The sequence below is a fragment of the Sphingomonas lacusdianchii genome, from assembly GCF_022664395.1.
In the GTDB taxonomy this organism is placed as follows: Bacteria; Pseudomonadota; Alphaproteobacteria; order Sphingomonadales; family Sphingomonadaceae; genus Sphingomonas; species Sphingomonas lacusdianchii.
The window spans coordinates 510,892-530,583 of the sequence record NZ_JAKRET010000001.1 but is presented as its reverse complement, the minus strand read 5'-3'; the positions used below and the strand labels follow the sequence as shown (position 1 = coordinate 530,583).

General features: G+C 65.2%; 17 protein-coding genes and 1 tRNA gene. 10 read left to right on the top strand and 8 right to left on the bottom strand.

The features are described 5' to 3' along the window. Window positions 1–92: 92 nt before the first annotated feature. The 3 genes from MF607_RS02515 to MF607_RS02505 all read right to left on the bottom strand — a co-directional run bounded on the left by MF607_RS02515 (window position 93) and on the right by MF607_RS02505 (window position 7,485). Window positions 93–1,544: an RES family NAD+ phosphorylase gene (locus MF607_RS02515; protein ID WP_242115886.1), complete on the bottom strand. Its 1,452-nt coding sequence runs from the start codon at window positions 1,542–1,544 to the stop codon at window positions 93–95. Further along, window positions 1,541–6,670, bottom strand: coding sequence for an NACHT domain-containing protein (locus MF607_RS02510; RefSeq protein WP_242115885.1), 5,130 nt, complete (start codon window positions 6,668–6,670; stop codon window positions 1,541–1,543). Before MF607_RS02510 ends, MF607_RS02515 begins: the two co-directional genes overlap by 4 nt. 416 nt (window positions 6,671–7,086) lie before the next feature. Further along, the gene (locus MF607_RS02505; protein WP_242115884.1) at window positions 7,087–7,485 is read right to left on the bottom strand and encodes a VOC family protein; all 399 of its coding nucleotides are present in this window, start codon (window positions 7,483–7,485) and stop codon (window positions 7,087–7,089) included. A gap of 188 nt (window positions 7,486–7,673) precedes the next feature. Here MF607_RS02505 and MF607_RS02500 point away from each other — a divergent pair, with 188 nt between their 5' ends. After that, entirely contained in the window at window positions 7,674–8,306 is a 633-nt protein-coding gene (locus MF607_RS02500) for a tyrosine-type recombinase/integrase (protein WP_242115883.1), read from the top strand. Window positions 8,307–8,463: 157 nt separating this feature from the next. On the opposite strand, the gene MF607_RS02495 is transcribed toward MF607_RS02500, so the two are convergent. After that, window positions 8,464–8,928, bottom strand: a complete 465-nt coding sequence (locus tag MF607_RS02495; RefSeq protein WP_242115882.1) for a GNAT family N-acetyltransferase — start codon at window positions 8,926–8,928, stop codon at window positions 8,464–8,466. A 77-nt stretch (window positions 8,929–9,005) separates the two neighbouring features. Between MF607_RS02495 and MF607_RS02490 the strand changes: the two genes are divergently transcribed. Continuing rightward, window positions 9,006–9,962, top strand: coding sequence for a bifunctional helix-turn-helix transcriptional regulator/GNAT family N-acetyltransferase (locus MF607_RS02490; protein WP_242115881.1), 957 nt, complete (start codon window positions 9,006–9,008; stop codon window positions 9,960–9,962). 109 nt (window positions 9,963–10,071) lie between these two features. Here the strand turns inward: MF607_RS02490 and MF607_RS02485 are convergent, their stop codons facing one another. Further along, window positions 10,072–10,533, bottom strand: a complete 462-nt coding sequence (locus MF607_RS02485; RefSeq protein ID WP_242115880.1) for a GNAT family N-acetyltransferase — start codon at window positions 10,531–10,533, stop codon at window positions 10,072–10,074. A gap of 246 nt (window positions 10,534–10,779) precedes the next feature. Here MF607_RS02485 and MF607_RS02480 point away from each other — a divergent pair, with 246 nt between their 5' ends. From MF607_RS02480 to MF607_RS02460, 5 genes are all read left to right on the top strand, one after another. Beyond that, window positions 10,780–11,079 carry a PadR family transcriptional regulator gene (locus tag MF607_RS02480; RefSeq protein WP_242115879.1) on the top strand — a complete coding sequence of 100 codons (300 nt, stop codon included), beginning with the start codon at window positions 10,780–10,782 and terminating at the stop codon, window positions 11,077–11,079. A gap of 23 nt (window positions 11,080–11,102) precedes the next feature. Next, the gene (locus tag MF607_RS02475) at window positions 11,103–11,717 is read left to right on the top strand and encodes a hypothetical protein (protein WP_242115878.1); all 615 of its coding nucleotides are present in this window, start codon (window positions 11,103–11,105) and stop codon (window positions 11,715–11,717) included. Next, the gene (locus tag MF607_RS02470; protein WP_242115877.1) at window positions 11,717–12,412 is read left to right on the top strand and encodes a DUF3108 domain-containing protein; all 696 of its coding nucleotides are present in this window, start codon (window positions 11,717–11,719) and stop codon (window positions 12,410–12,412) included. The genes MF607_RS02475 and MF607_RS02470 overlap by 1 nt, the downstream gene beginning before the upstream one ends. A gap of 139 nt (window positions 12,413–12,551) precedes the next feature. Continuing rightward, window positions 12,552–13,565 (top strand): hypothetical protein, encoded by a 1,014-nt coding sequence (locus MF607_RS02465; protein WP_242115876.1) that lies wholly within the window; start codon window positions 12,552–12,554, stop codon window positions 13,563–13,565. Window positions 13,566–13,718: 153 nt separating this feature from the next. Next, window positions 13,719–14,333 (top strand): LysE family translocator, encoded by a 615-nt coding sequence (locus MF607_RS02460; protein WP_242115875.1) that lies wholly within the window; start codon window positions 13,719–13,721, stop codon window positions 14,331–14,333. 44 nt (window positions 14,334–14,377) lie between these two features. Here the strand turns inward: MF607_RS02460 and MF607_RS02455 are convergent, their stop codons facing one another. From MF607_RS02455 to recJ, 3 genes are all read right to left on the bottom strand, one after another. After that, complete coding sequence (locus MF607_RS02455; protein ID WP_242115874.1) at window positions 14,378–14,827, bottom strand: GNAT family N-acetyltransferase; 450 nt, start codon at window positions 14,825–14,827, stop codon at window positions 14,378–14,380. 418 nt (window positions 14,828–15,245) lie between these two features. Then, window positions 15,246–15,320: transfer RNA gene (locus MF607_RS02450), tRNA-Glu, on the bottom strand. A gap of 65 nt (window positions 15,321–15,385) precedes the next feature. Beyond that, window positions 15,386–17,149: a single-stranded-DNA-specific exonuclease RecJ gene (recJ, locus tag MF607_RS02445; protein WP_242115873.1), complete on the bottom strand. Its 1,764-nt coding sequence runs from the start codon at window positions 17,147–17,149 to the stop codon at window positions 15,386–15,388. An 88-nt stretch (window positions 17,150–17,237) separates the two neighbouring features. Between recJ and MF607_RS02440 the strand changes: the two genes are divergently transcribed. From MF607_RS02440 to MF607_RS02430, 3 genes are read left to right on the top strand one after another with little or no spacing between them, the layout of a single operon-like run. Further along, window positions 17,238–18,446: a trans-sulfuration enzyme family protein gene (locus tag MF607_RS02440; RefSeq protein ID WP_242115872.1), complete on the top strand. Its 1,209-nt coding sequence runs from the start codon at window positions 17,238–17,240 to the stop codon at window positions 18,444–18,446. After that, window positions 18,443–18,841, top strand: a complete 399-nt coding sequence (apaG, locus tag MF607_RS02435; protein ID WP_242115871.1) for a Co2+/Mg2+ efflux protein ApaG — start codon at window positions 18,443–18,445, stop codon at window positions 18,839–18,841. Before MF607_RS02440 ends, apaG begins: the two co-directional genes overlap by 4 nt. Continuing rightward, a complete protein-coding gene (locus MF607_RS02430) occupies window positions 18,838–19,629 on the top strand; it encodes a LysR family transcriptional regulator (protein WP_242115870.1) in 792 nt (263 codons plus the stop codon). The genes apaG and MF607_RS02430 overlap by 4 nt, the downstream gene beginning before the upstream one ends. Window positions 19,630–19,692 lie beyond the last annotated feature (63 nt).

The window sequence follows — 19,692 nt, the reverse complement described above, 5'->3', positions numbered from 1 at the left end:
GGCTCCGCTTCATGCTCAGGTGCTCGAGCGACCATGACGATCCAGCGAAGTGCATGAGGGACCTCGCCATCGTCGAGCACGAGGCCACGAAGTCAAATGTCCAACGTGCGGCGTTGACTGCGGTAACGGGTCACCTGGGTCGCCTTGGTCATGATTTGGACCGCAGCGACCTCGAGTACGGTTAGGCTGTCCACCTCCAGGCGCAGCGCTGGGTCCCGGTCGTCATCTGGCGTGGCGAAGGGATTGATGAACGGGCCTTCCCAGAACAGCGGCTCCGGCCGGGGTGGAGCCGGAGGATCCGGCGGTGGAACGACCTCCGAAACCGAGCAGCCCGGCGACCACCCGCCCTCGTCCATCTCGCCCAGGCTCGCCGAAACGACCGTGCCGTCGGGCAACGCCACCGGCTCGATCTTTGACGCCCTCCGGAACAGCACCACGTTGTGGTGACTTCCTGCGCGCTGCACCGACGGATACAGCAGTCCGTCGAGATCCAGCTCCACGTTCGACGCGAGGTAGTCGGCGATCGCCTGCGTGATCAGGTACTCGGACCTCTCGTCGTTCGGCATCACCGGCATGGTCATGCGCCCGCTCAGGCTCTTCAGGAACTTCGCGAGCTCGAGGCGGACCATGTAGCCGGAGTCGAACACGCTCCCATCGATGTAGACGGACCGCAGCGCGTTGATATCGAGCAGCCGCAGGGGCCGGACGGCGTCGAACCTGCCGACCAGCGCGCGGCTGCCGACAGGGGGGCGAACCTCCGCCAACGCCGCCGCTGGGTCGGTCGCGCCGTAGAACAGCGAAACGCCGCGCGCGTTCATCCTCCCGTCGACTGCGATCTCGTTGGGCGGAGGCCCAAGCTCGCGCACCGGCTGCTCGAGCGCCAGCGCCAGCCGCACATCGCCATGGAACACCCGCGCCCTGTGAAAACCGCTCAGCTCCTCGCCGGGGCCTGCCAGCCTGACGACCGGACGGCCATCTCCCGTGGTCAGGCTGCCAACGCCATCGAAGATCCGCCCAAGGAGCGACTCCGCCTCCTTGTTGAAGAAGCGCGTCTCAGTCCGAAGCGACCGCTCGAAGCTGCGCCATTCGAGCTGATACTCGACGTCGTCCGGGCCGCGCTGTTCGTAACGGCTCTCCGGATCGAATTCGCACTCCTCGCCGGCCGCGGCGGAGTCGAAGTCGCTGTGCCGCTCCGAAAGTATCTCGAGGACCTCCTCCGCGATCTCTTCCGACACCTCGGCGGCGCCTGCGATCGCCCACAGGACATCCTCCCCGCGTCGCTCGAACTCGAAATCCGATTCGCGGTCGGCGAGCATCGCGGACTCGAACGCGTCCGGCTGGTCCGTGGTCCGGTAGTAGTGGACGGAAAACGCTGCTTCCACCGCGTCGGCGAGCTCCTCGACGGTCATGGCCGGTGCCATCTCGCCACAAAACGAACAAATCGCCTCACCGCAGCGGCGCGTCACGCCGGCACTCAGAAAGGCTTCGCCGATGCATTCGGCGCAGACCATCCGCTCGCCATCGTCGTCGACGTCGGCGGTCACCTAGCATGCCTCACCAAGTCCTGTTGCAGGAACGCGGCGCCCTTCACGCCCAATTCGATGAGTGCGTCCGAGACCTCGACCACGATCTCGCGGTGGTGCTGCTCGAGCGCGCGCGCGGCGATCAGCTCCCGCAGGAGAAGGACCACCTTCTCGCCGTTCGACGCGTATTCCCAGAAATCGAGGCTCGACCTCCGGGCACGCACGACCCGGCCAATCCAGCCGAGGCCGGGATCGGGCAGCAGGCGGTCGGGCCTCGCGCGCATGAGGGCGAGCATTGCGTTGAACGCGGTCTTCTCCGCGCCGAAGGCGGCTGCCGCGCGGTCTAGCATCGGCATCACCGCGTCGAGATTCGGCCACGCGGAATCGACGCCGCAGACCATCCCGCCGGACGCCGCGCAGAAGAAGGACGACACGGCTAGGCCCCGCTCGTGCTGGCCCGCATCGACCGGTTCTCCCGCCCACACGGGCCGATCGACGATCCAGCCGGTAAGGAGATCCCAGCTCTCGAGCGTCCCGGCGTCGAGCGCCTCAGTCCGCAGCATGCGGTCGATCAGGAAGCTGCGCACGACCATGTCCATGACCTCTTCGCCGGCGCGGCGGGCCGCGGCATCGACGCGCGCGATAACGAGCGTCCGGATTTCCGACGCAGGCAGCAGAGCGCACAGGCGCCCCAGCCACCGGCCGAACTTGAACAGCCATTCAAAGGGCGTGTCCCCACGCCCGTCCCTCTCGCCAAGCGAGGCGAGCGCCCAGTCCAGGGCGGACGCCGCGTGGGCGATCAGTGCGTCGCGCGTGCCCGGCGCGAGCATCGGGGGGATCGGGAGCCGGAACGCGTTGGAGTGCAGGTCGGAGCGGTAGTAGTCGCCATTGGGCCGCGAGCCCGCCGAGGCCGGCGCCGGATCGGGACTGGGTGTCTCACCTGCCGCCAGCGCGCGCTCGAACTCGTCGGCCATCTCCGACTGCTGATGGGCTTCGGCCCGCGACCAGTAGAGGCCGTGGCCGCTGTCGTGCGAGCGGGCGGCACGGCGCGTGGCGAGGCAGAACAGCGCCCAGACCATCTCGGGCACCGTGTTCGCGAAGACCGGCGCGGCGTCGTACACCGCCTCGACGACCTTCTCGATCGGGTCGACCGCGAGCTGGAGCAGCCCCTCTCGCCACTCCGGATTGGAGGGCTGGCGGCGCATGAGCGAGGCATAGGCGTGCGCCGCCATCGCCGGCGGGTGGGCCGTAACGTGGGCGCTGCGGATGGACAGCTCGTCCTTCACCTCGGCCATCGTCGCCGCGCGCCGGGTTATCCCGACGACGGTCTCCTCCGACTTCGCCCACAACTCGTTCTCGGCGTGCCGCGCGATCACGGCCGCGGTGGCCGACACCGCCGACTGCGCATTGTGGCGGGTCATGTCGGTGATGGGGGCGATCTCGTCGAACAGGTCCTCCTCGTCCAGCGCCACCATCTCGTCGAACGCGTCGTCCAGCGTGAACTCTCCACCCGGCACGCCGCTCTCGACCGCGGCGCTAGCCCAGAGGTAGAGCCGCAGGACCCGATTGAGCGCCGCGTGACCGGCCAGCATCTCCTTGTGCTCTTCGCCCTCGACGTAAGGCGGCTTAATCGAGATGTATTCCCGGCCATCGACCACCTCGCGGACGAGGTTGGCCGGATCGGCCTGCTGGCGCAGCGCCTCGAACGATGAGCGGCGCGTTTCCGCGCGTTCCGGGTCGTCCTGTTCCTCGGCCGTTGAGTAAGGGACACGGTCGAGGAAGGTGGCGATCGCGGACGCGTAGGCGGCCTTCACCTCTTCGGGCGCCAGGCCCGCCAGCAACGGCGCGAGGTCGCGCACGGTGCGCTGGCGGTGGGGAAGCCGGTTGAGCGTCCGGAGCGCGCCGGCGAGAAAGGCCGACCCGCCCCAGTAGCCCATCTCGTTGGCCTGCGACCCCATGTCGAGGACCTGCCGACCGATGTCCCATGTCCACAGCGCCGGATGCGTGCCGATCGCGAGCGCGACCGTGCTCGTCGCGGCGCTACCCAAGTTTGCAAGCACCAGACCGGCGCAGATCCCAAGGACCGCGTTGCACTCGTTGCCCCGCGCGATGCGCCGGCAGAGTTCGTCGAGCGGGTCGCCGGCCTCAAGGCGCTCGTGCGCCCAGGCGTCCAGCGCCAGGAACGCCGTGTCGAGGATGTGGACGTGCGATCCGCCGCGGAACCAGCGATACGTGCCGTCATCGCCCCAGAACTCGGCGTCGCCCTCACCGAGGTCGATGGTGATCGGTATCGGGGTCTCGCCCCGCTGGCGCCAAGACCGTCGCCAGCCGTCCATCGCGTGGTTGCAGAGGTCGCGGATGAGCGCCAGGCCGACATCGGCATCCGTCCGCAGGAGCTGCAGGAACGGCGGACGCAACGGCGACGCCGGATAGAAGTCGCTGTCGTCGCCGATTCCGAGCACGTCGGAGCGGTCACGGACCGAGGAGTAGCCATCGCTGCGCCGACGGTCATGGGCGAGCAGGTAGGCCCGGCGGACGAAGTCCGCGGTCTCGGCGGGTAGCGATGCGGCGAGACCGGCGCTCCCGTCAACGATCTGCTTCCTCACGCGGTCAAGGGCGTAGTCAGAGATCGAGGCGAGGTAGCTCCGAACGGTGTCCGGATCACCCGCCGCGGATTTCAGTAACAGCGCTCGGACGGGTGCCCGATCGCCACGGCGTCCGGTCCAGGCTCCGCGTTCAGGCTTGCCGGCGGAATCGCCGTCCCCGAGGCGCCCGTTGGCCCAGGCCGCGATATCCGGAACGAGCGCGTATCTCGCGAGTTGCGCCGGCAAAGCTAGCACCCATGAATCGAACAGCGGCACCAGCTCCGCGTCGACGGCCGGCGGAAGGGTGCCCAGTCGCGAGACGAGCCAGGTGATCAGGCGTATCCAGCTCACGAACTGCGGTGCGGCCGCCTCGGAGGCGTATTGCTCGCGCTGATCGCCCGTCAGGTCGGGGAACTGCGTCTCGTCGAGAAAGCGCAGGTCGCGCACGGTCTCGGTCGTGCGGACCGACAGGATCAGGCGCATGAGCAGCCGTCCGTCTTCGCGCATAAGCGCGTCCTCGATGCGGTCGAGCATCTCGGCGCTGCGGACTGACCGGACGGGGGCCGAAAGGACGACGCGGCTCCAGGTAGCGCGCAGGTCGTCCGCCCCGAGCGCGCCCAGCAAGGCGGCCCACGCGTCGCCGTCCTTCGACCGCTCGAGCAGGTGGGCCGCAAGGAGCTGGAGGGGCCGGGCGAGCTGCAGGTCCTGGTGCCCGTCGCGAACCGCGGTCGCGATGTCCCCGCGCCGGTCGAACAGGACGCGCTCGAGCACCCACTCCTCGTAGATGTCGTGGCTGAACGCCACGGTGCTGCCCTCGTCGACGTGCCGCAGCACACCCGACCGGAGCAGCTGGTCCAGCGCGACGGGATCGATGTCGCGGATCGCCAACGGAGCACCTGGCCCCATGAGAAGCTGCTCGCCCAACTTCAGCAGCACGTTCCGGCGCCCCTGCGCCGGCGCGAAGTCGGCGACGTCCGCGCCGCCGTGAGCCCACCACAGCTCGACGAGGTCGACCTCTGACCGGACCTCGGCACCGCCGGCGACCGGCAGGCGGGATAGCGCGTCGAGGAAGAACGGCCGCCGGAGGACGGTGTCGTAGTTGCGCGCGTCGGCGAGCAGCGGCCGCAGCAGCGGTATCGCCTCGGCCGCCTCGACCGCCTCACCGTCGTCGAAGCCCTCGACGCGCATGGTCCGCGAGCTGAGCTTAGCGTTCGCGTCGGGATCCAGCCAGCCGTCCACGCGCTGCGCGTTCTCCTCGCGCATCGTCATGACCACCCGCCAGTCGTCCAGGTCGGGGGTGTCGGCAATCGTCCGCAGGACGTCGTTGACCGTGACTTGGGTCGCGGCATCCATCTTGTCCGCACCGTCGATGAAGAGCGTGCGCGAACCGCCACGCCCGAGTTCACGCAGCGTCGTTGTCAGGGGAACGACGACGCCGAACTTCGCGGCGTGGGCCGGCCAGCCGCCTCCCGTGACCCGCAGATCGCGGAGCACGAGGATTGGCGCGCCCGCCGGCTGGTCGAGGGCGATCCGCTTCAGCACCGCCGACTTGCCCGCGCCGTGTTGGCCCACGACGCGCACCAGCCTGACCTCACTCAGCGCGTCGAGGACCTGCCCGTTGACCACGTCGCGGTTGATCCGCCGTCCGCCTATTGTGTCCCTGATGCTCGTCAGGGCGTGATGCGATTCCTGGGTCAGCGCGTCGATGAGCCGCGCGTGCGCCCGGTCCGAACCGACGGTCACGCCCTCGACCTGCAGTTCGCGCGCAACGGTCGCGCGGTCCACGCCGCCACCGCTCGGGATGACGCGGCTGGCCATCGCCGTGAGACTGCTCCAAGTGCGCCGCGCCTCGTCGGGCCCGCCGACGACGGAAGCCAGCTGGTCGACGGAGGCGAGCCGGTCGCGCGACGCGTCCTCTTGGTCGAGGTCGAAGGCGATGATCGTCAGCGACTTCATGAACGCGAGGATGTCCGCGTCGGTGGCGGTCGCCTCCCGCTCTCGGATCAGCTCATCGAGGATGCGCTGGAACTCGCGCTGGTCCTTGTTCGAACCGTTGGCGACGGCGAGCCGCTTCCGGTACTGCGCGGCATCCGCCGCGTGCCGGGCGCGCGCGAGGAGCGGCTGCACGCTGCGTTCCAGCTTCGTCGTGGTCTGGCTGACTGCGACGCCGATGCGATCGGTGTCGGGATTGAACCCGGTCCGCCTGAAGGTGGCCCAGGCGCGGGGGACGATGTCAGCCCACTTGTCGTCGCTGTCGGTGAACGACAGCGTGGTGGTGACCTGCAGGTCTAGCCGCGTAGGGGTGCCGTCAGGCAGGCGGCCATCGACGACGAGGTCGTCCAGCGGCGCGTCGATCTCCGACTGCTGGGTCTTCACCGCCGTGACCGTCCCAAGCACGCCGCGCGCGCCGCCCTCCGCGATCAGCGCGGCGAGGTAGTGGCTGGTGACACGTGATTCGAGGTGGGTTCCGCCCCTCCGGCGACATAGACGGGCAAGCTGATGACCTGACGGCAAGATGTTATTCTTGCGAAACAACGTGGTGATCGCCGGCCCGGGATTCAACGTGGTGTCGATCGCGATGGTTCCGTCAGCTACGCCGCCCGAAGAAGCAGACGTCGTACTGTTTTACACCGTTGCAGTAGCACACCTTCCGCGTCCCGTCGGGTAGTCGGTCGCCGAACACAGTCCGACGAGTCCGGTTCCCACCCAAATCTGTTGATCGCGACGGCATAAAGGAACGGCGGGTTTTGGGATAAATGCTAAGTTCGCCGAACGTCAGAAATTAGGGCGGGAGGCTGACTCGCCGGTCTCGCACCCTTGAAAGGCAACTCTTGGGAAAAGCCGCCGTTTAGTCGGGAATCATCGAATGTCGTAAGCTGGTCGAGAGCCGCTATCGCGGAAAACGGTGGGAAGCGGACACTCGCGCGATCGCAAAACCCGGGTCCGCTAGGGTAAAAAGCGAACCCGTGTTGGACAGATCATGCAGGAAAATGAACTCCGCACAATTTGTTGCCGTCTGGGTCGCGAAAATAGGCGAGTTCGACTGTTCCCAGCGATGCCGTATTGCGCGGGCCGGGCGGGGCTTCGATCGAGGTGCCGCCGTTGGCGACCGCGGTATCATGAAGCTGCTTCACTTGTTCGGGCGAGTTGCACGAAAAGGCGACGGTGCTGCCGTTGGCGACGCTTGCCGGTTCGTCGTTAATCGGCTGGCTGACGATGAAGTTGGTTCCGTTGCCATTATTATAGATCAGCCGCGTATGGCCGCTGTCGGCGATGTTCCGCGCCCCTTCGCCTGCCCCCAAAGTGGCGAGCACCGTGTCGTAGAAGCGCTTCGACCGTTCAACGTCGTTCGATCCGACCATGGTGTGAAAAAGCATCAGGACTCTCCTTGGGGCTGATCGACTTCCGATCGCCACTAGCCTTATAACCTACCCGGCCCATAGGACGCGGTCACCCCCGGGTCGTCGAATGTCCACAATTGGTCGGCATAGGCACCCGAGCAATACCAGACCGTCATACCCGCAAGCGTTCTTCCGATGGCCGATCTGGCCATTGGAGAACGATCATGGAGATGCCTGAAACCGAGCGCACCGTCACAAAGCGGCAAGTCTGGAATGCCGGAAGAACCGTCGGTGCGAAGCGTGCCCTCAAACCGAAGCAGATTTGGGAAATTCGGTTCTATCTCAATCAGCGTCGACGCCTGCGAGATCGGGCGCTGTTCGATCTGGCGATCGCCAGCAAACTCCGAGGCTGCGACTTGGTGCAGATGAGGATCGGCGACCTTGTCAGCAGCGGGCAAGTCCGAACGCGAGCGATTGTCATGCAGCAGAAAACAGGCCGACCGGTTCAGTTCGAGCTACTTCCAGATGCTCGCGCCAGCCTGCTGGCTTGGCTGGAGCGGCGGGGCGGCACGGTGGACGACTACGTCTTCCCCAGTCGAGTCGATCGTGATGGGCATCTCAGCACTCGCCAGTACGCCCGGCTTGTCGATGAATGGGTGACAGGGGTCGGTCAGATGCGAAGTGAATACGGTACGCACTCGCTCCGCCGAACGAAGGCATCAATCATCTACAGGGCAACCGGCAATCTGCGAGCTGTCCAGATCCTGCTCGGCCATAGCAAGATCGAGAACACGGTCCGCTATCTCGGCATCGATGTGGAAGACGCACTTGCCCTCGCCGAGAACACCGAGATTTGACCTGTCGGCTCCTCGCTCGGGCGAGGGGCCGCCCTTACGGCGCATGGGACAAAACAGCCAAATACGGGGCCTCGCCGAACGGCGGGTTCAACTGAGAGCTGCCGTCCGCCGCTGTCCCGAATACGATCGAATTTTGGGAAAGCCCGACCTCGATTGATTAAAGGTGTAATCCGAGGAATGAAGCGCCGGGAACGGGATTGAAAGAGATGGGCTCGGCCGCGACAAAGCCGAGGTCCGCATACAGGGTGCGGGCTGAAACAAACTTCCCATGCACGTCGAGCCGCATCTCGCAGTAACCAGCGGCACGAGCCTCCTCAATTAGCCGCTCCGCCAACGCACGGCCTAGCTGCCGACCACGCGCTTGGGGGCGGACATACAGTCGCTTCATTTCGCATATGGTGTGAGTGACCTGCCGCATGGCGACGCACCCTTCGATCGCGTCATCCGCCTCCGCGAGCAACACGCAGCCCTTGGGAGCGGCATACTTCTCGGTGAAAGTCGCGAACTCAACTTCGTTGTCCTGATAATCGAGATTCACCGAAGAGTTGGCGATGAACTCCCGCCAGATACCGAGAACAGCCACGCTGTCCGCCGGAAACTCTGCATGCCTGATGACCGCCATACCCCGTCCCGCCTTTCCTACTTCCAATCTGACCTTTCCAGTATATAACACGGTATATATCAGGCAATGGGGTTTCTATGAGCGATGTGATCCGGGAAATGGGCGCGGGCTTCTTGGGGAGTCGGCTGAAGAGGTTGGGAGAACGGATGCAGGCTGGCGCGGCACGGGTCATCACCAATGCCGGCCTCGAGGTGCAACCCGCCCATATGCCTCTGCTCGTCGCCTTGGACGGTCGCGCTCTGACGATTGGCCAGCTCGTGCAAGCGGTAGGCATAAGTCAGCCCGGCGTGACGCGGGGCGTCGGCCAGCTCGTGGACATGGGGCTAGTGCAGGCGGAGACTGGCAGCGATCAGCGACACCGGACCATATCGCTCACTGACAATGGTGCTGCCGCAATCGCCCGCGCCAAACTCTTCGTCTGGCCGCAGGTCACCGACGCAGTCGATCGGCTTTTGAACGGACGCTCCGAAGAGCTTCTGGCGATACTCGCAGACGTGGAAGACGCACTCGCTTCAACCCCGCTGGATCAACTGGCGGCGCAAGCCCAGCCCGAGGTGCTGTCCATTCGTGACTACTGCGACGATTTCGCCCGCGAGTTTCACGACATCAACGCCGAATGGATCTCCGACATGTTCCGCATGGAAGAGACGGATCGGAAAACGCTGGAAAATCCGCGCGCCAGCATCATTGACGCTGGCGGTGCGATCCTGTTCGTGGAGGCGGCAGGGATGGGGATCATCGGAACGTGCGCGCTACAGAAGACCAGCGCGAGCGGTTTCGAGTTGACCAAGATGGGAGTCCGCAAGGCCGCGCGAGGGCTAAAGGCCGGCGAGTTCCTGTTGAACGCCGTCATCGATAAGGCGCAGGAACTCGGCGCCGATCCCCTCTACCTGTTGACGAACGGTCGATGCGCCGCGGCGATCCACCTCTATGAGAAGCTGGGCTTCCAGCATGATCCCGGCATCATGGCTGACTATGGCGCGCGCTACGCCAGATGCGACGTTGCCATGCGCTACAATCGGGCGAGCGCATAGCACTGTGCCAGCTAAGGGCCGCTATGTTCCCATAAACGAACGGCCCGAGAGACGACCGGGGCCTTCTCGATCGCGATCGGATAATGGGAAAGGCTCGCGCGGGGTGGTGCTAGCCGACCGTATAGACCTTTTGCACAATGCCTTCTGGCGTACGGTAGGTCTGGAAGCCCATCGCCTCATAATAGCGAAGGCCGGATGGGTTATCAGCGCCGATATAGGCATCGATCTTCTCTAGTCCCGCTTGCTCTGCCGCCTCCCGGCTAGATCGAAACAGGGCGCTCCCTACGCCTTGCCGATGCGCGCGCGGACTGATGTGGGTGCCGATGATCCCCCAGCCCGCCGGCACGTCGTAACGGTTGCCGGCTTCCGCTCGAACCAAGGACTGGAAGCCGATAACATCCCCTTCGTCGTCAATCGCGACTGTGCAACGAACACTGGCCGGGTTGGCGATGTATTGCCGGGTCACGAACGCTTCATCGTTGGGCCGTTCTCGACCTGTATGTGCGATTATCTCGCGCAGCACTCGGCTCATAGCTACCGCATCATCGAGTAACGCTATGCGGGTATCCATCCATATATTCCCAACCTCTGTCCCCGGTGCCGACCTTATGCGCCAGTGGGCACGGCCTGCAAATGAGCGGTGGCAGTCCGTTCCCGAATGGAAACGACCAGCGAGACGACCGGGGCATTCCCATTGGGATGGAATATCGGGAAGACCCGCGCCTTATCATAACCCACTCACGATGACGCTGTGAGACGCCAAATGGCTCTTTGCGCGACCGTTGACTCTTAAATCTACATATGCCGTATTAGGCGGATGATCCGCAAACGTCGGCCTTCAAAGCAGATGCTGTCGCTCCTCGCCGCTCTGATGACGGAGCCATCGGCGTGGCGGCATGGCTACGACCTGATGAAGGACACCAGCCTGTCGTCGGGCACGCTTTATCCTCTGCTGATGCGTATGACCAAGCAGGGCTTGGTCGAGGCCGAATGGCAGGAACCGGCTCGGCTCGGACGACCGGCGCGCCATGCCTATCGGCTGACCGCGACCGGCGTCGCTCTTGCCGGTTCGATCCTACCCCAAGCCGGCACCGCGTGCGGATTATCATTCGCATGACGGCCGGTGCCGCAGAGCTTGTAATGATGCTGGCGCTGCGTTGCCTGCCGCGTGACGGCAGCGAATGGGGGCGGGCGATGCTGGCGGAGTTCGACGCGGCTCGGCGTGAGGGCAGGGCTCTGGGCTTTGCCTGCGGATGCCTGATGGCCGCAGGACGCCGGTTGCCTCTTCACGCCGAAGGGCGGATCGCGTTGGTGAGCCACGCCCTCATACTCGGGCTGATCGTCCCAATAGCCACCTTTCATCTCGGCTGCGCCCTGTCCGGAGCCAGGTTTATGCTGGCCGGTCACGATCACTACCATGCCATGCTGATGGCGGGCGGTACTCGCGGGCAGGCATTGGCCGATGCCTATGTCGCGGTAACCCCGGCGCTGACGCTGTTGCTGCTGCTGCTCGGTTCGGCTCACCTGGCTGTCGCCTGGTTCGTGCTCGAAGGGGGATGGCGCAAGGCAGCGGTTCTCTGGCTGGGGGCGACAATCATCGCCTCGCTGATCGTCCACATCATTACCACGACCATCCCAAACGCTGGCGGCAGCGCGATCCAGTTCGCGGCGCTGGCGATCGAGTTGGTCGCGATCCCGCTATTGGCCTGGTGGCGGAAGGCCGGTGCCAATTCGTCTCATTGGAAGGATGCTTGATGAAGACGTTAGTCATGGTCGCGGCGCTCACCGTTGCCGGCGCGGCGACGCCGAAATTGGAAGGCAATCGCCTTCAGGCCGGTTCGACCTGCTACGCGATCATCGCCGGTGACAAGACGATCGGCTCGACGCTGCAGACGGTCACGGCGTCGCGAGCTGGCGGCAAGCCAGTGTGGGATATCGTCGTACATCAGAAGCTCGACAGCGGTGCATTCGATATGCGCGACCATTTCGTCGTTGATCGCGAGACGCTGTTGCCGATCAAAATGGATAGTCAGCGCGGGCGCGAACAAACCGACAAGGGCTGGCACCGCATCAGCATCGAGTATGGCGCGCATGGCATTCGCGGGGAGAGGGAGACGGCGACAGGATCGGTTCCGCTGAACGTTGCGCTGACGGGGCCTACCTGGGACGGCAACCTGTGGGGACTGACCTTCGCCGCGTTGCCGCTCAAGGAGGGGGGCACCTACGCCATTTCGTTCTGGCAGTACGACAAGGGTTTCGGCACCTTCACCGCGCGGGTCGTTGGCAGCGAGGACGTGGACACACCATCGGGCAAGGTAGCGGCCTGGATCGTCGAGGCGGGTGACAACCCGGCTCAGCTCGCGCGCTACAGGATCGCCAAGGCGACGCGACAGGAGCTGGGATATGCGGCCGGTCCGAGTGGTCAGCGCCTTGGCGGTGTGTGCCAATGATCGTCGTTGAGGATCGCGAAAAGAGAGCCGCAGATGCGTTCCCGAAACTGGCCGAAAAGGCTGTTCCGAGAAGATGGCGACGCTGGTGATTGCGAGCGAAGGCGGTGTATAAGCACGAGCGCAGAAATCGGGGGTTTCTATGGCGGTCTCGACTGGTGAGGATGTCGATCGCAGGCATGTTGCAGCAAGCATTGCGCCCATCATCATTATCGCGCTGGCCGGATTAGCGATACGGACGCCGTTAGCGATCGCCCATCCGTTCGCGGCGCTGTTGCTGTTCCTGTGGGTGGTTGCGGACACGCTGATGCTGTCGCTGATCGCCCGATCAGCCGGAAAGCCAGCATGGAGCGCCGTGCTAGGCGTGCTGGCCGGCGCCAGCTTCACCGTCTGGCTGGGGTCGCCATCGGTGATACGAGGCACCCTGTTCGAGGCGCCGATCCTAGCGCTGACGATGGCGGGAATCGTTCTGGGCCACGTCGCTTGGGCGACGGCCCGAGCGCGCTGGACGATGGATAAAGGCATCGCTCGGAAGGAGCGGTGGGTGTTGGCCGCATCGGAGATATGTCCGCCGGCGCTGGTCCGCCTGGCCGTCGCAGAGATGACGGTGATCCATATGGCGCTGTTCCGCTGGGGTGGCCCGGCCGACGTGCCGGCGAACGCCCGAGCCTTTGCCTATCACAAGCATCTGACACCGATGTGTGCGACGCTGCTGATCCTGTCGGCAATCGAGATCGCGGTTTACCACCTACTCGTCGGGCATTGGAACCGCACCGCCACGCTGGTCATGTTCGTGCTAAGCGACGTAGGCTTCGTGTACCTGGTCGGGCTCATCAAGTCGTTTCGATTCAGGCCGGTGCTGTTAACGCCTGAGGGCGTGCGCGTGCGGGCCGGCTTCCTGATCGACCAGTTCGTGCCGCTCGATGCGATCGCTGCCGTTGAAGGCGGCTTCACCGGCGAGGAGGTACGCGATCCCGCGACTCTCAATGCCGCGCTGCTTGCTTGGCCCAACATCATGCTGCGGTTAAATCGCCCTCTGTTTCGTCACTCGTTCTTGAAGAAGCGGGGGCCAGCTACTCGTGTCGCGTTTCGCTTGGACGATCCGGAGCCGTTCATGCGGTTGCTTATTTGGCGTTTGGGGCAGCGGCCTAGCTAAGCGTCGTTCCCGCAAACGAACGGCCAACGAGACGGCCGGCACCGTCTCGTTTGGAATGGTATTTTGGGAAAGCCGTCTTTGCCCAGTCGCGAGCGGGGGCTTGACCACCGATGCTAAGCTGGCGAGATTTCTCAGATCCCACGGAGGTTCTGCATGGAAGCAATGTCGATCGCTATCTTCGCAGGAGCATTGCTTCTAAACGCGGGAACGCCGGGACCGAGCGTCGCTGCCTTGGTATCCCGCGTGCTGACCAATGGTTGGCGCGACGTTCTCCCGTTCATCTTGGCGATGTGGCTGGGTGAGGTCGTCTGGCTGACGATGGCGCTCGCAGGTCTGACGGCACTCGCTCAAACCTTCCAATTCGGATTTACGGTGCTGAAGTGGGCTGGCGTTGCCTACTTGGCCTGGCTTGCGGTGAAGATGTGGCGGCAACCGCCAGAAATCCCCGATGAAGCATTGCCACGCCGGACGTCACCTCTCTCCATGTTTGGTGCCGGCATGGCGGTCACACTCGGCAATCCGAAGATCATGGTATTCTACGTTGCCCTACTTCCCGCTTTGATAGATGTTTCCAAGGTCGGGCTTTCGCAATGGGCCGCGTTGGCCGCAGTGACTCTCTTCACCTTGGCTGCGATTGATCTGACGTGGACATTTCTCGCCCACAAGGCGCGTGCCTTCCTGCGCACCCCCCCTGCCGTGCGGCTTGCGAACAGGATCAGTGCTTTGACACTTGGTGGAGCTGCGGCGGTCATAGCGGCGCGCGACTGATAGATCGGCTTCTTAAATAGCCGATTTCGTTAATTCTGGCGTCGCTAAATAGCTTTGACCATATGAACGAGAACGCCGTCACTTATGGCTTCTTCTCGCTCAACGTCATACCCCAACGAGCTGTAAAGACGGACATTATCTTCAAACTTCGCGTTAGTGTAGAGCCTGACCGCCTCGAACCGTGCCTCTGCCGCCAAGCTCTCCGCATGAGCGACCATTTTCCTGCCGTAGCCAAGCTTTTGGAAACGCGGAGCGACAGCCACATTTTCAATCAATAGATCGTCGCGGCGCTGATTGATCTCCACCAAAGCAGCCACTTCATCCTCTACAACCAGAAGGTCGGTACGATGATCCCTGATATGGGCAGCGTGGTCGGCTTTCATAGGTAAGGGTTCGCGACCAATGACCGGCACCCATTTGGCATAAGCTGCTCGTGTGATCGTGGTGACGGCATCGGCGTCTGCCAAGGTCGCAGTTCGGATCGTTTCGCTCATGCGCTAACTATGCCGCCGTAGGTGGCGGAGGAAAAGAGCGAACCATATTCCCGATTGGGAACGGCGGGCGGGACAGCGGGGACCATCCCGTTTGGGATGGGTGCGAAGGATCGCGGCCGTACAATATTAGGGAACACCACTCCGAGGCGTGCCCTTCTCGAAATCCGTTCCCGATTGCCATTGCTCGAAACGGTCGAACCCGCATGGGAAAGCGAGAATATTGAAACACCCGCTAAAGTTGCAGCCCACCGGTGCTGAGCGTGCCGCGGCGACCGCCTAAAGGGCCGTCCAACGATGGCTCTTCAATCGAAAGAATCGATTACCAGCATCCACCGCCATCCGCGCGCGTCCGTGGACGACGTATGGACCAGATCACCGACTTTGGGAGGTCAATCACCATCTAAGTGATTGATTTCGCTGGTGACCCCTACGGGAATCGAACCCGTGTTTCAGCCGTGAAAGGGCCGCGTCCTAACCGCTAGACGAAGGGGCCGTGAAGGCGTGGACGGGCTGTTAGGGGAGGGTTGGCGATCGGTCAACACACTTTTGCATTTTTTGTCAGTCGGCCCATGCCATGTCGTCGATATGCAGTTCGGCGGAGGGTCGGCTGCCCCAGTCGTCCAGCTTGGCGCGGCCGGCCAGCCAGACGCGGCGGTGCGCGGGGGCGCCGAGCAATGCCGCGCCGAGATCGGTCTCGGCCTGGCGAAACGCTACGCCCTTGAATCGGCGGCCGTCGTCGCCGGTCAGGATCGCTCGGACATGGCCGTTGCCGACGATGTCGGCCTTCACGATCCGGACCGGCCCGGCAGCGACGCGGGGCGAGGGCCAGCCCATGCCATAGGGGCCGCCGGCCTCCAGCGCCTCGATCAGCGACGGACTGACCCCGCCGGGCGCCAGCACCGCGTCGACCAGCAATGCGCGGTCTTCGCGCGCCCTTTCGACCGCATCCTCCATTCTTTCGTGCAGGAAATCGGCAAGCGCGGGGATCGCCGCCGCTGCCACCGTCACGCCCGCCGCCGCCGCATGGCCGCCACCGGCGCTGACCAGCCCTAGTTCCTTTGCGGCGAGGATCGTCGCACCCATGTCGACGCCAGGGATCGACCGGCCCGATCCCTTGCCGACGCCATGTTCGTCGATGGCGATGACCAGCACCGGCCGGCCGAGCTTCTCCTTCAGCCGTCCGGCGACGATGCCGATGACGCCCGGATGCCAGCCGCATCCCGACACGACCACGCAGCCACGCGCCTCCTGCGCGCGCGCCGACAGATCGGCCTCGGTCTGCACATCGCCCTCGATCAGGCGGCGTTCCTCGTTCAGCCGGTCGAGTTCGACCGCAAGCGTGCGCGCTTCCTCCGGGTCCTGCGTCGTCAGCAGACGGACGCCCAGATCCGATTTGCCGACGCGTCCACCGGCATTGATGCGCGGTCCCAGCGCGAAGCCGAGATCGGTACAGGTCGGCGCACGGGTCAGGCGCGACGCTTCGATCAGCGCGGCAAGGCCGATATTGCGCCGCCCGGCCATTACTTTCAGCCCCTGCGCGACGAATGCCCGGTTCAACCCGCGCAACTGCGCGACATCGGCGACGGTGCCCAGCGCTACCAGGTCGAGCAGGTCGAGCAGGCGGGGTTCGGCGCGGGACGCGAAAAAACCCCGCGCGCGCAAGGTGCGCAGCAGCGCCGCGCCGAGCAGAAACGCGACCCCGACCGCCGCGAGATGCCCATGCGCCGCGCCTTCGCCTTCATCCAGTCGGTTCGGGTTCACCACCGCCAGCGCCGGCGGCAACTGCGTCGTACATTGATGATGGTCGACCACCAGCACATCGACCCCGGCGCCCTGTGCGGCGGCGAGCGCGTCGAACGCCTGCGCGCCGCAATCGACCGTGACGATCAGCGTGGCACCTTCGCCCGCCAGCCGCAGCATCGCCGGGGCGTTGGGGCCGTAGCCCTCCGTTTGCCGGTCGGGAATGTACGGGCGGGCGCTCAGCCCCAAATCGCGCAACAGGCGCACCAGCAACGCCGCCGAGGTCGCGCCATCGACGTCGTAATCGCCGAAGATCGCGACCGGCTCGCCCGCAAGCACTGCGTCGGCGAGGCGTTCGGCGGCGCGGTCCATGTCGCGGAAGATCGATGGATCGGGCATGAACTGGCGGATGCTGGGCGCCTTGTGCGCGTCGAGCCCGTCGCGCGGACAGCCCCGCGCCAGCAGGATACGGGTGACGAGGTCGTCGGCGACGAACCCTTCGTCGCACACATCGCCCTCCAGCCCCCGCCAGCGCCAGGGCTGGCCGAGGATGGAGCGATGCACATTGAGTACGGAACGCATCGCCGCGATGTACTCTCTGCTGCCAAGGCGGTCTAGCGGGGCGCATCCCCTCTGGAAATTCTCCGCCCGAGCGCGCAAAGACCCACGCATGAAGCGCAAGACCGGACAAGACCGCAGCATCACCGCCAATTGGCGCCCCGCAACGCAGGCCGTGCGCGGCGGCACTGCGCGCAGCGAATATGGCGAAACGTCGGAGGCGCTGTTCCTCACCTCGGGCTATGCCTATGATTGTGCGGGCGACGCCGCCGCGCGCTTTGCCGGCGAACAGGTCGGCATGACCTATTCGCGGTTGCAGAACCCGACGGTCGAGATGCTGGAAGAGCGTATTGCCCTGCTGGAGGGGGCCGAGGCGTGCCGGACGATGGCGACCGGCATGGCGGCGATGACCGCCGCGCTGCTGTGCCAGTTGTCGGCGGGAGACCATCTGGTCGGCGGGCGTGCGGCGTTCGGGTCGTGTCGCTGGTTGACCGACACGCTGCTGCCGAAATTCGGGATCGAAACCGATGTCGTCGACGCACGCGATACGCAGGCGTTCATCGACGCCAGCCGCCCGAATACGAAGGTCTGGTTCTTCGAGACGCCGGCCAATCCGACGATGGATGTCGCCGATCTGACCGCGATCTGCGCGGCGGCGCGCGAGCGGGGCATCGTCACCGTCGTCGACAACGCCTTTGCCAGCCCCGCGCTGCAACGGCCGATGGCGTTCGGTGCCGACGTCGTCGCCTATAGCGCGACCAAGCTGATGGAAGGGCAGGGCCGCGTGCTCGCCGGGGCGGTGTGCGGGACGAAGGCGTTCATCGACGACGTCCTGTTGCCCTTCACCCGCAACACCGGGCCGACGCTCAGCGCGTTCAATGCATGGGTGGTGCTGAAAGGGCTGGAGACGCTCGACCTGCGCGTCATGCGCCAGTCGGAAAATGCGTTGAAGGTCGCGAGCTTCCTCGAACAGCGCGTGCCGAAGATCAACGCGCCGGGCCTGCCCAGCCATCCGCAGCACGACCTGTGCATGCGCCAGATGAAGATGGCCGGGCCGATCTTCTCGTTCGAACTCGATGGCGGGCGTGCCCAGGCGCACGGGCTGCTCGACGCGCTGCAACTCATCGATATCTCGAACAATATCGGCGACTCGCGGTCGCTGATGACGCATCCCGCCTCCACCACCCATTCGGGCTTGGCCGAGGAGAAGCGGATCGAGATGGGCATTTCGGAGGGCATGATCCGCATCAATGTGGGTCTGGAGGACGCCGACGACCTGATCGCCGATCTGGATCAGGCATTGCGGGCGGTCGCCCTATGAAGGCGCTGTTCCCGCATGAGGCGACGACCGACGGCATCGCGGTGCGGGTATCGGCGACCTATCTGCCCGAACAGTCGCAGCCCGCACAGGGACGCTGGTTCTGGGCCTATCATATCCGGATCGAAAACGGGTCGTATCGCACCGTGCAGCTGCTGACCCGCCACTGGATCATCACCGACGGGCGCGGCGAACGGCACAGCGTGGAGGGGGAGGGCGTGATCGGCGAATTGCCCGTGATCGAACCGGGCGGCAGCTTCGACTATGTGTCGGGTTGTCCGCTGTCGACCTCGAGCGGGGCGATGCAGGGCAGCTATCACATGCTTGCCGACGATGGCGATACGTTCGACGTGGCGATTCCGCGCTTCGCGCTGCTGGCCCCGGCGGTCGGCGCATGAAGCGGACGCATCTTCCGCTGAACGGCCTGCGCGTGCTCGATGCGGCGGCGCGCCATCTGTCGTTCACCCGCGCCGCCGACGAACTGGCGGTGACGCCGGCGGCGGTGGGCCAGCAGGTCCGCGCGCTGGAGGATACGCTGGGTGTCGTGCTGTTCCGGCGCACCACGCGCGGCCTCGAACTGACGCCCGAGGGCGAGGCGGGGCTGGCGGCATTGCGCGGCGGTTTCCTGCAATTCGAGGAAGCGGTCCGCGCGATGCAGGCGGGGCAGTCGTCCAAGTCGCTGACCATCGCCGCGCCGCGCGACCTGACCCAGAAATGGCTGTTGCCGCGCCTGTCGCGGATTGCGACGACCGACCCCGAACTGCGCTTTGCACTGGTCGCGGCGGACGATGCGATCGACTTTACCGAGGCGAATCTCGACCTCGCCATCCGTTGGGGCGACGGGCCGGGCGCGCATGAGGGCGAGGCGCTGGAGTCGGATGGCATGGTCACGATCGAGCGGGCCGGCGGGGGTGCCGACACGCGGATCGGCTGGGCCGGGTGCGAGCCGGAGGACGCGTCGGCGCTGGTGCGCGTGGCCGATGCCGGGTTGGCGATCGACGCGGCGGCGGCGGGCCTTGGGCGGGCGACGGTGCCCGAACTGCTCGCGCGCGGCGACATTGCGGCCGGACGGGTGAGCGTGGTCGGCGAGCCGAAGGGCGGGCGACAAGGCTATTGGCTGGTCGCGCCCTTGCCGCAATGGCGGCAGGCGAAGGTCAAGGCGTTGGTGGATGCGTTGGTGGGGTAGCCCCAAGCCACCATTGCCACCCACCAATCCATTCTACGGCCCCGCGCGCTTGCCCCGGCGGAC

Bases quoted from the DNA above. Each gene is read 5' to 3' on its own strand.
- MF607_RS02475 (WP_242115878.1), top strand. From the start codon at position 11,103: ATGATGCTGGCGCTGCGTTGCCTGCCGCGTGACGGCAGCGAATGGGGG.
- MF607_RS02485 (WP_242115880.1), bottom strand. From the start codon at position 10,533: ATGGATACCCGCATAGCGTTACTCGATGATGCGGTAGCTATGAGCCGA.
- recJ (WP_242115873.1), bottom strand. From the start codon at position 17,149: ATGCGTTCCGTACTCAATGTGCATCGCTCCATCCTCGGCCAGCCCTGG.
- MF607_RS02465 (WP_242115876.1), top strand. From the start codon at position 12,552: ATGGCGGTCTCGACTGGTGAGGATGTCGATCGCAGGCATGTTGCAGCA.
- apaG (WP_242115871.1), top strand. From the start codon at position 18,443: ATGAAGGCGCTGTTCCCGCATGAGGCGACGACCGACGGCATCGCGGTG.
- MF607_RS02490 (WP_242115881.1), top strand. From the start codon at position 9,006: ATGAGCGATGTGATCCGGGAAATGGGCGCGGGCTTCTTGGGGAGTCGG.
- MF607_RS02440 (WP_242115872.1), top strand. From the start codon at position 17,238: ATGAAGCGCAAGACCGGACAAGACCGCAGCATCACCGCCAATTGGCGC.
- MF607_RS02455 (WP_242115874.1), bottom strand. From the start codon at position 14,827: ATGAGCGAAACGATCCGAACTGCGACCTTGGCAGACGCCGATGCCGTC.
- MF607_RS02500 (WP_242115883.1), top strand. From the start codon at position 7,674: ATGGAGATGCCTGAAACCGAGCGCACCGTCACAAAGCGGCAAGTCTGG.
- MF607_RS02495 (WP_242115882.1), bottom strand. From the start codon at position 8,928: ATGGCGGTCATCAGGCATGCAGAGTTTCCGGCGGACAGCGTGGCTGTT.
- MF607_RS02505 (WP_242115884.1), bottom strand. From the start codon at position 7,485: ATGCTTTTTCACACCATGGTCGGATCGAACGACGTTGAACGGTCGAAG.
- MF607_RS02480 (WP_242115879.1), top strand. From the start codon at position 10,780: ATGATCCGCAAACGTCGGCCTTCAAAGCAGATGCTGTCGCTCCTCGCC.
- MF607_RS02460 (WP_242115875.1), top strand. From the start codon at position 13,719: ATGGAAGCAATGTCGATCGCTATCTTCGCAGGAGCATTGCTTCTAAAC.
- MF607_RS02470 (WP_242115877.1), top strand. From the start codon at position 11,717: ATGAAGACGTTAGTCATGGTCGCGGCGCTCACCGTTGCCGGCGCGGCG.
- MF607_RS02430 (WP_242115870.1), top strand. From the start codon at position 18,838: ATGAAGCGGACGCATCTTCCGCTGAACGGCCTGCGCGTGCTCGATGCG.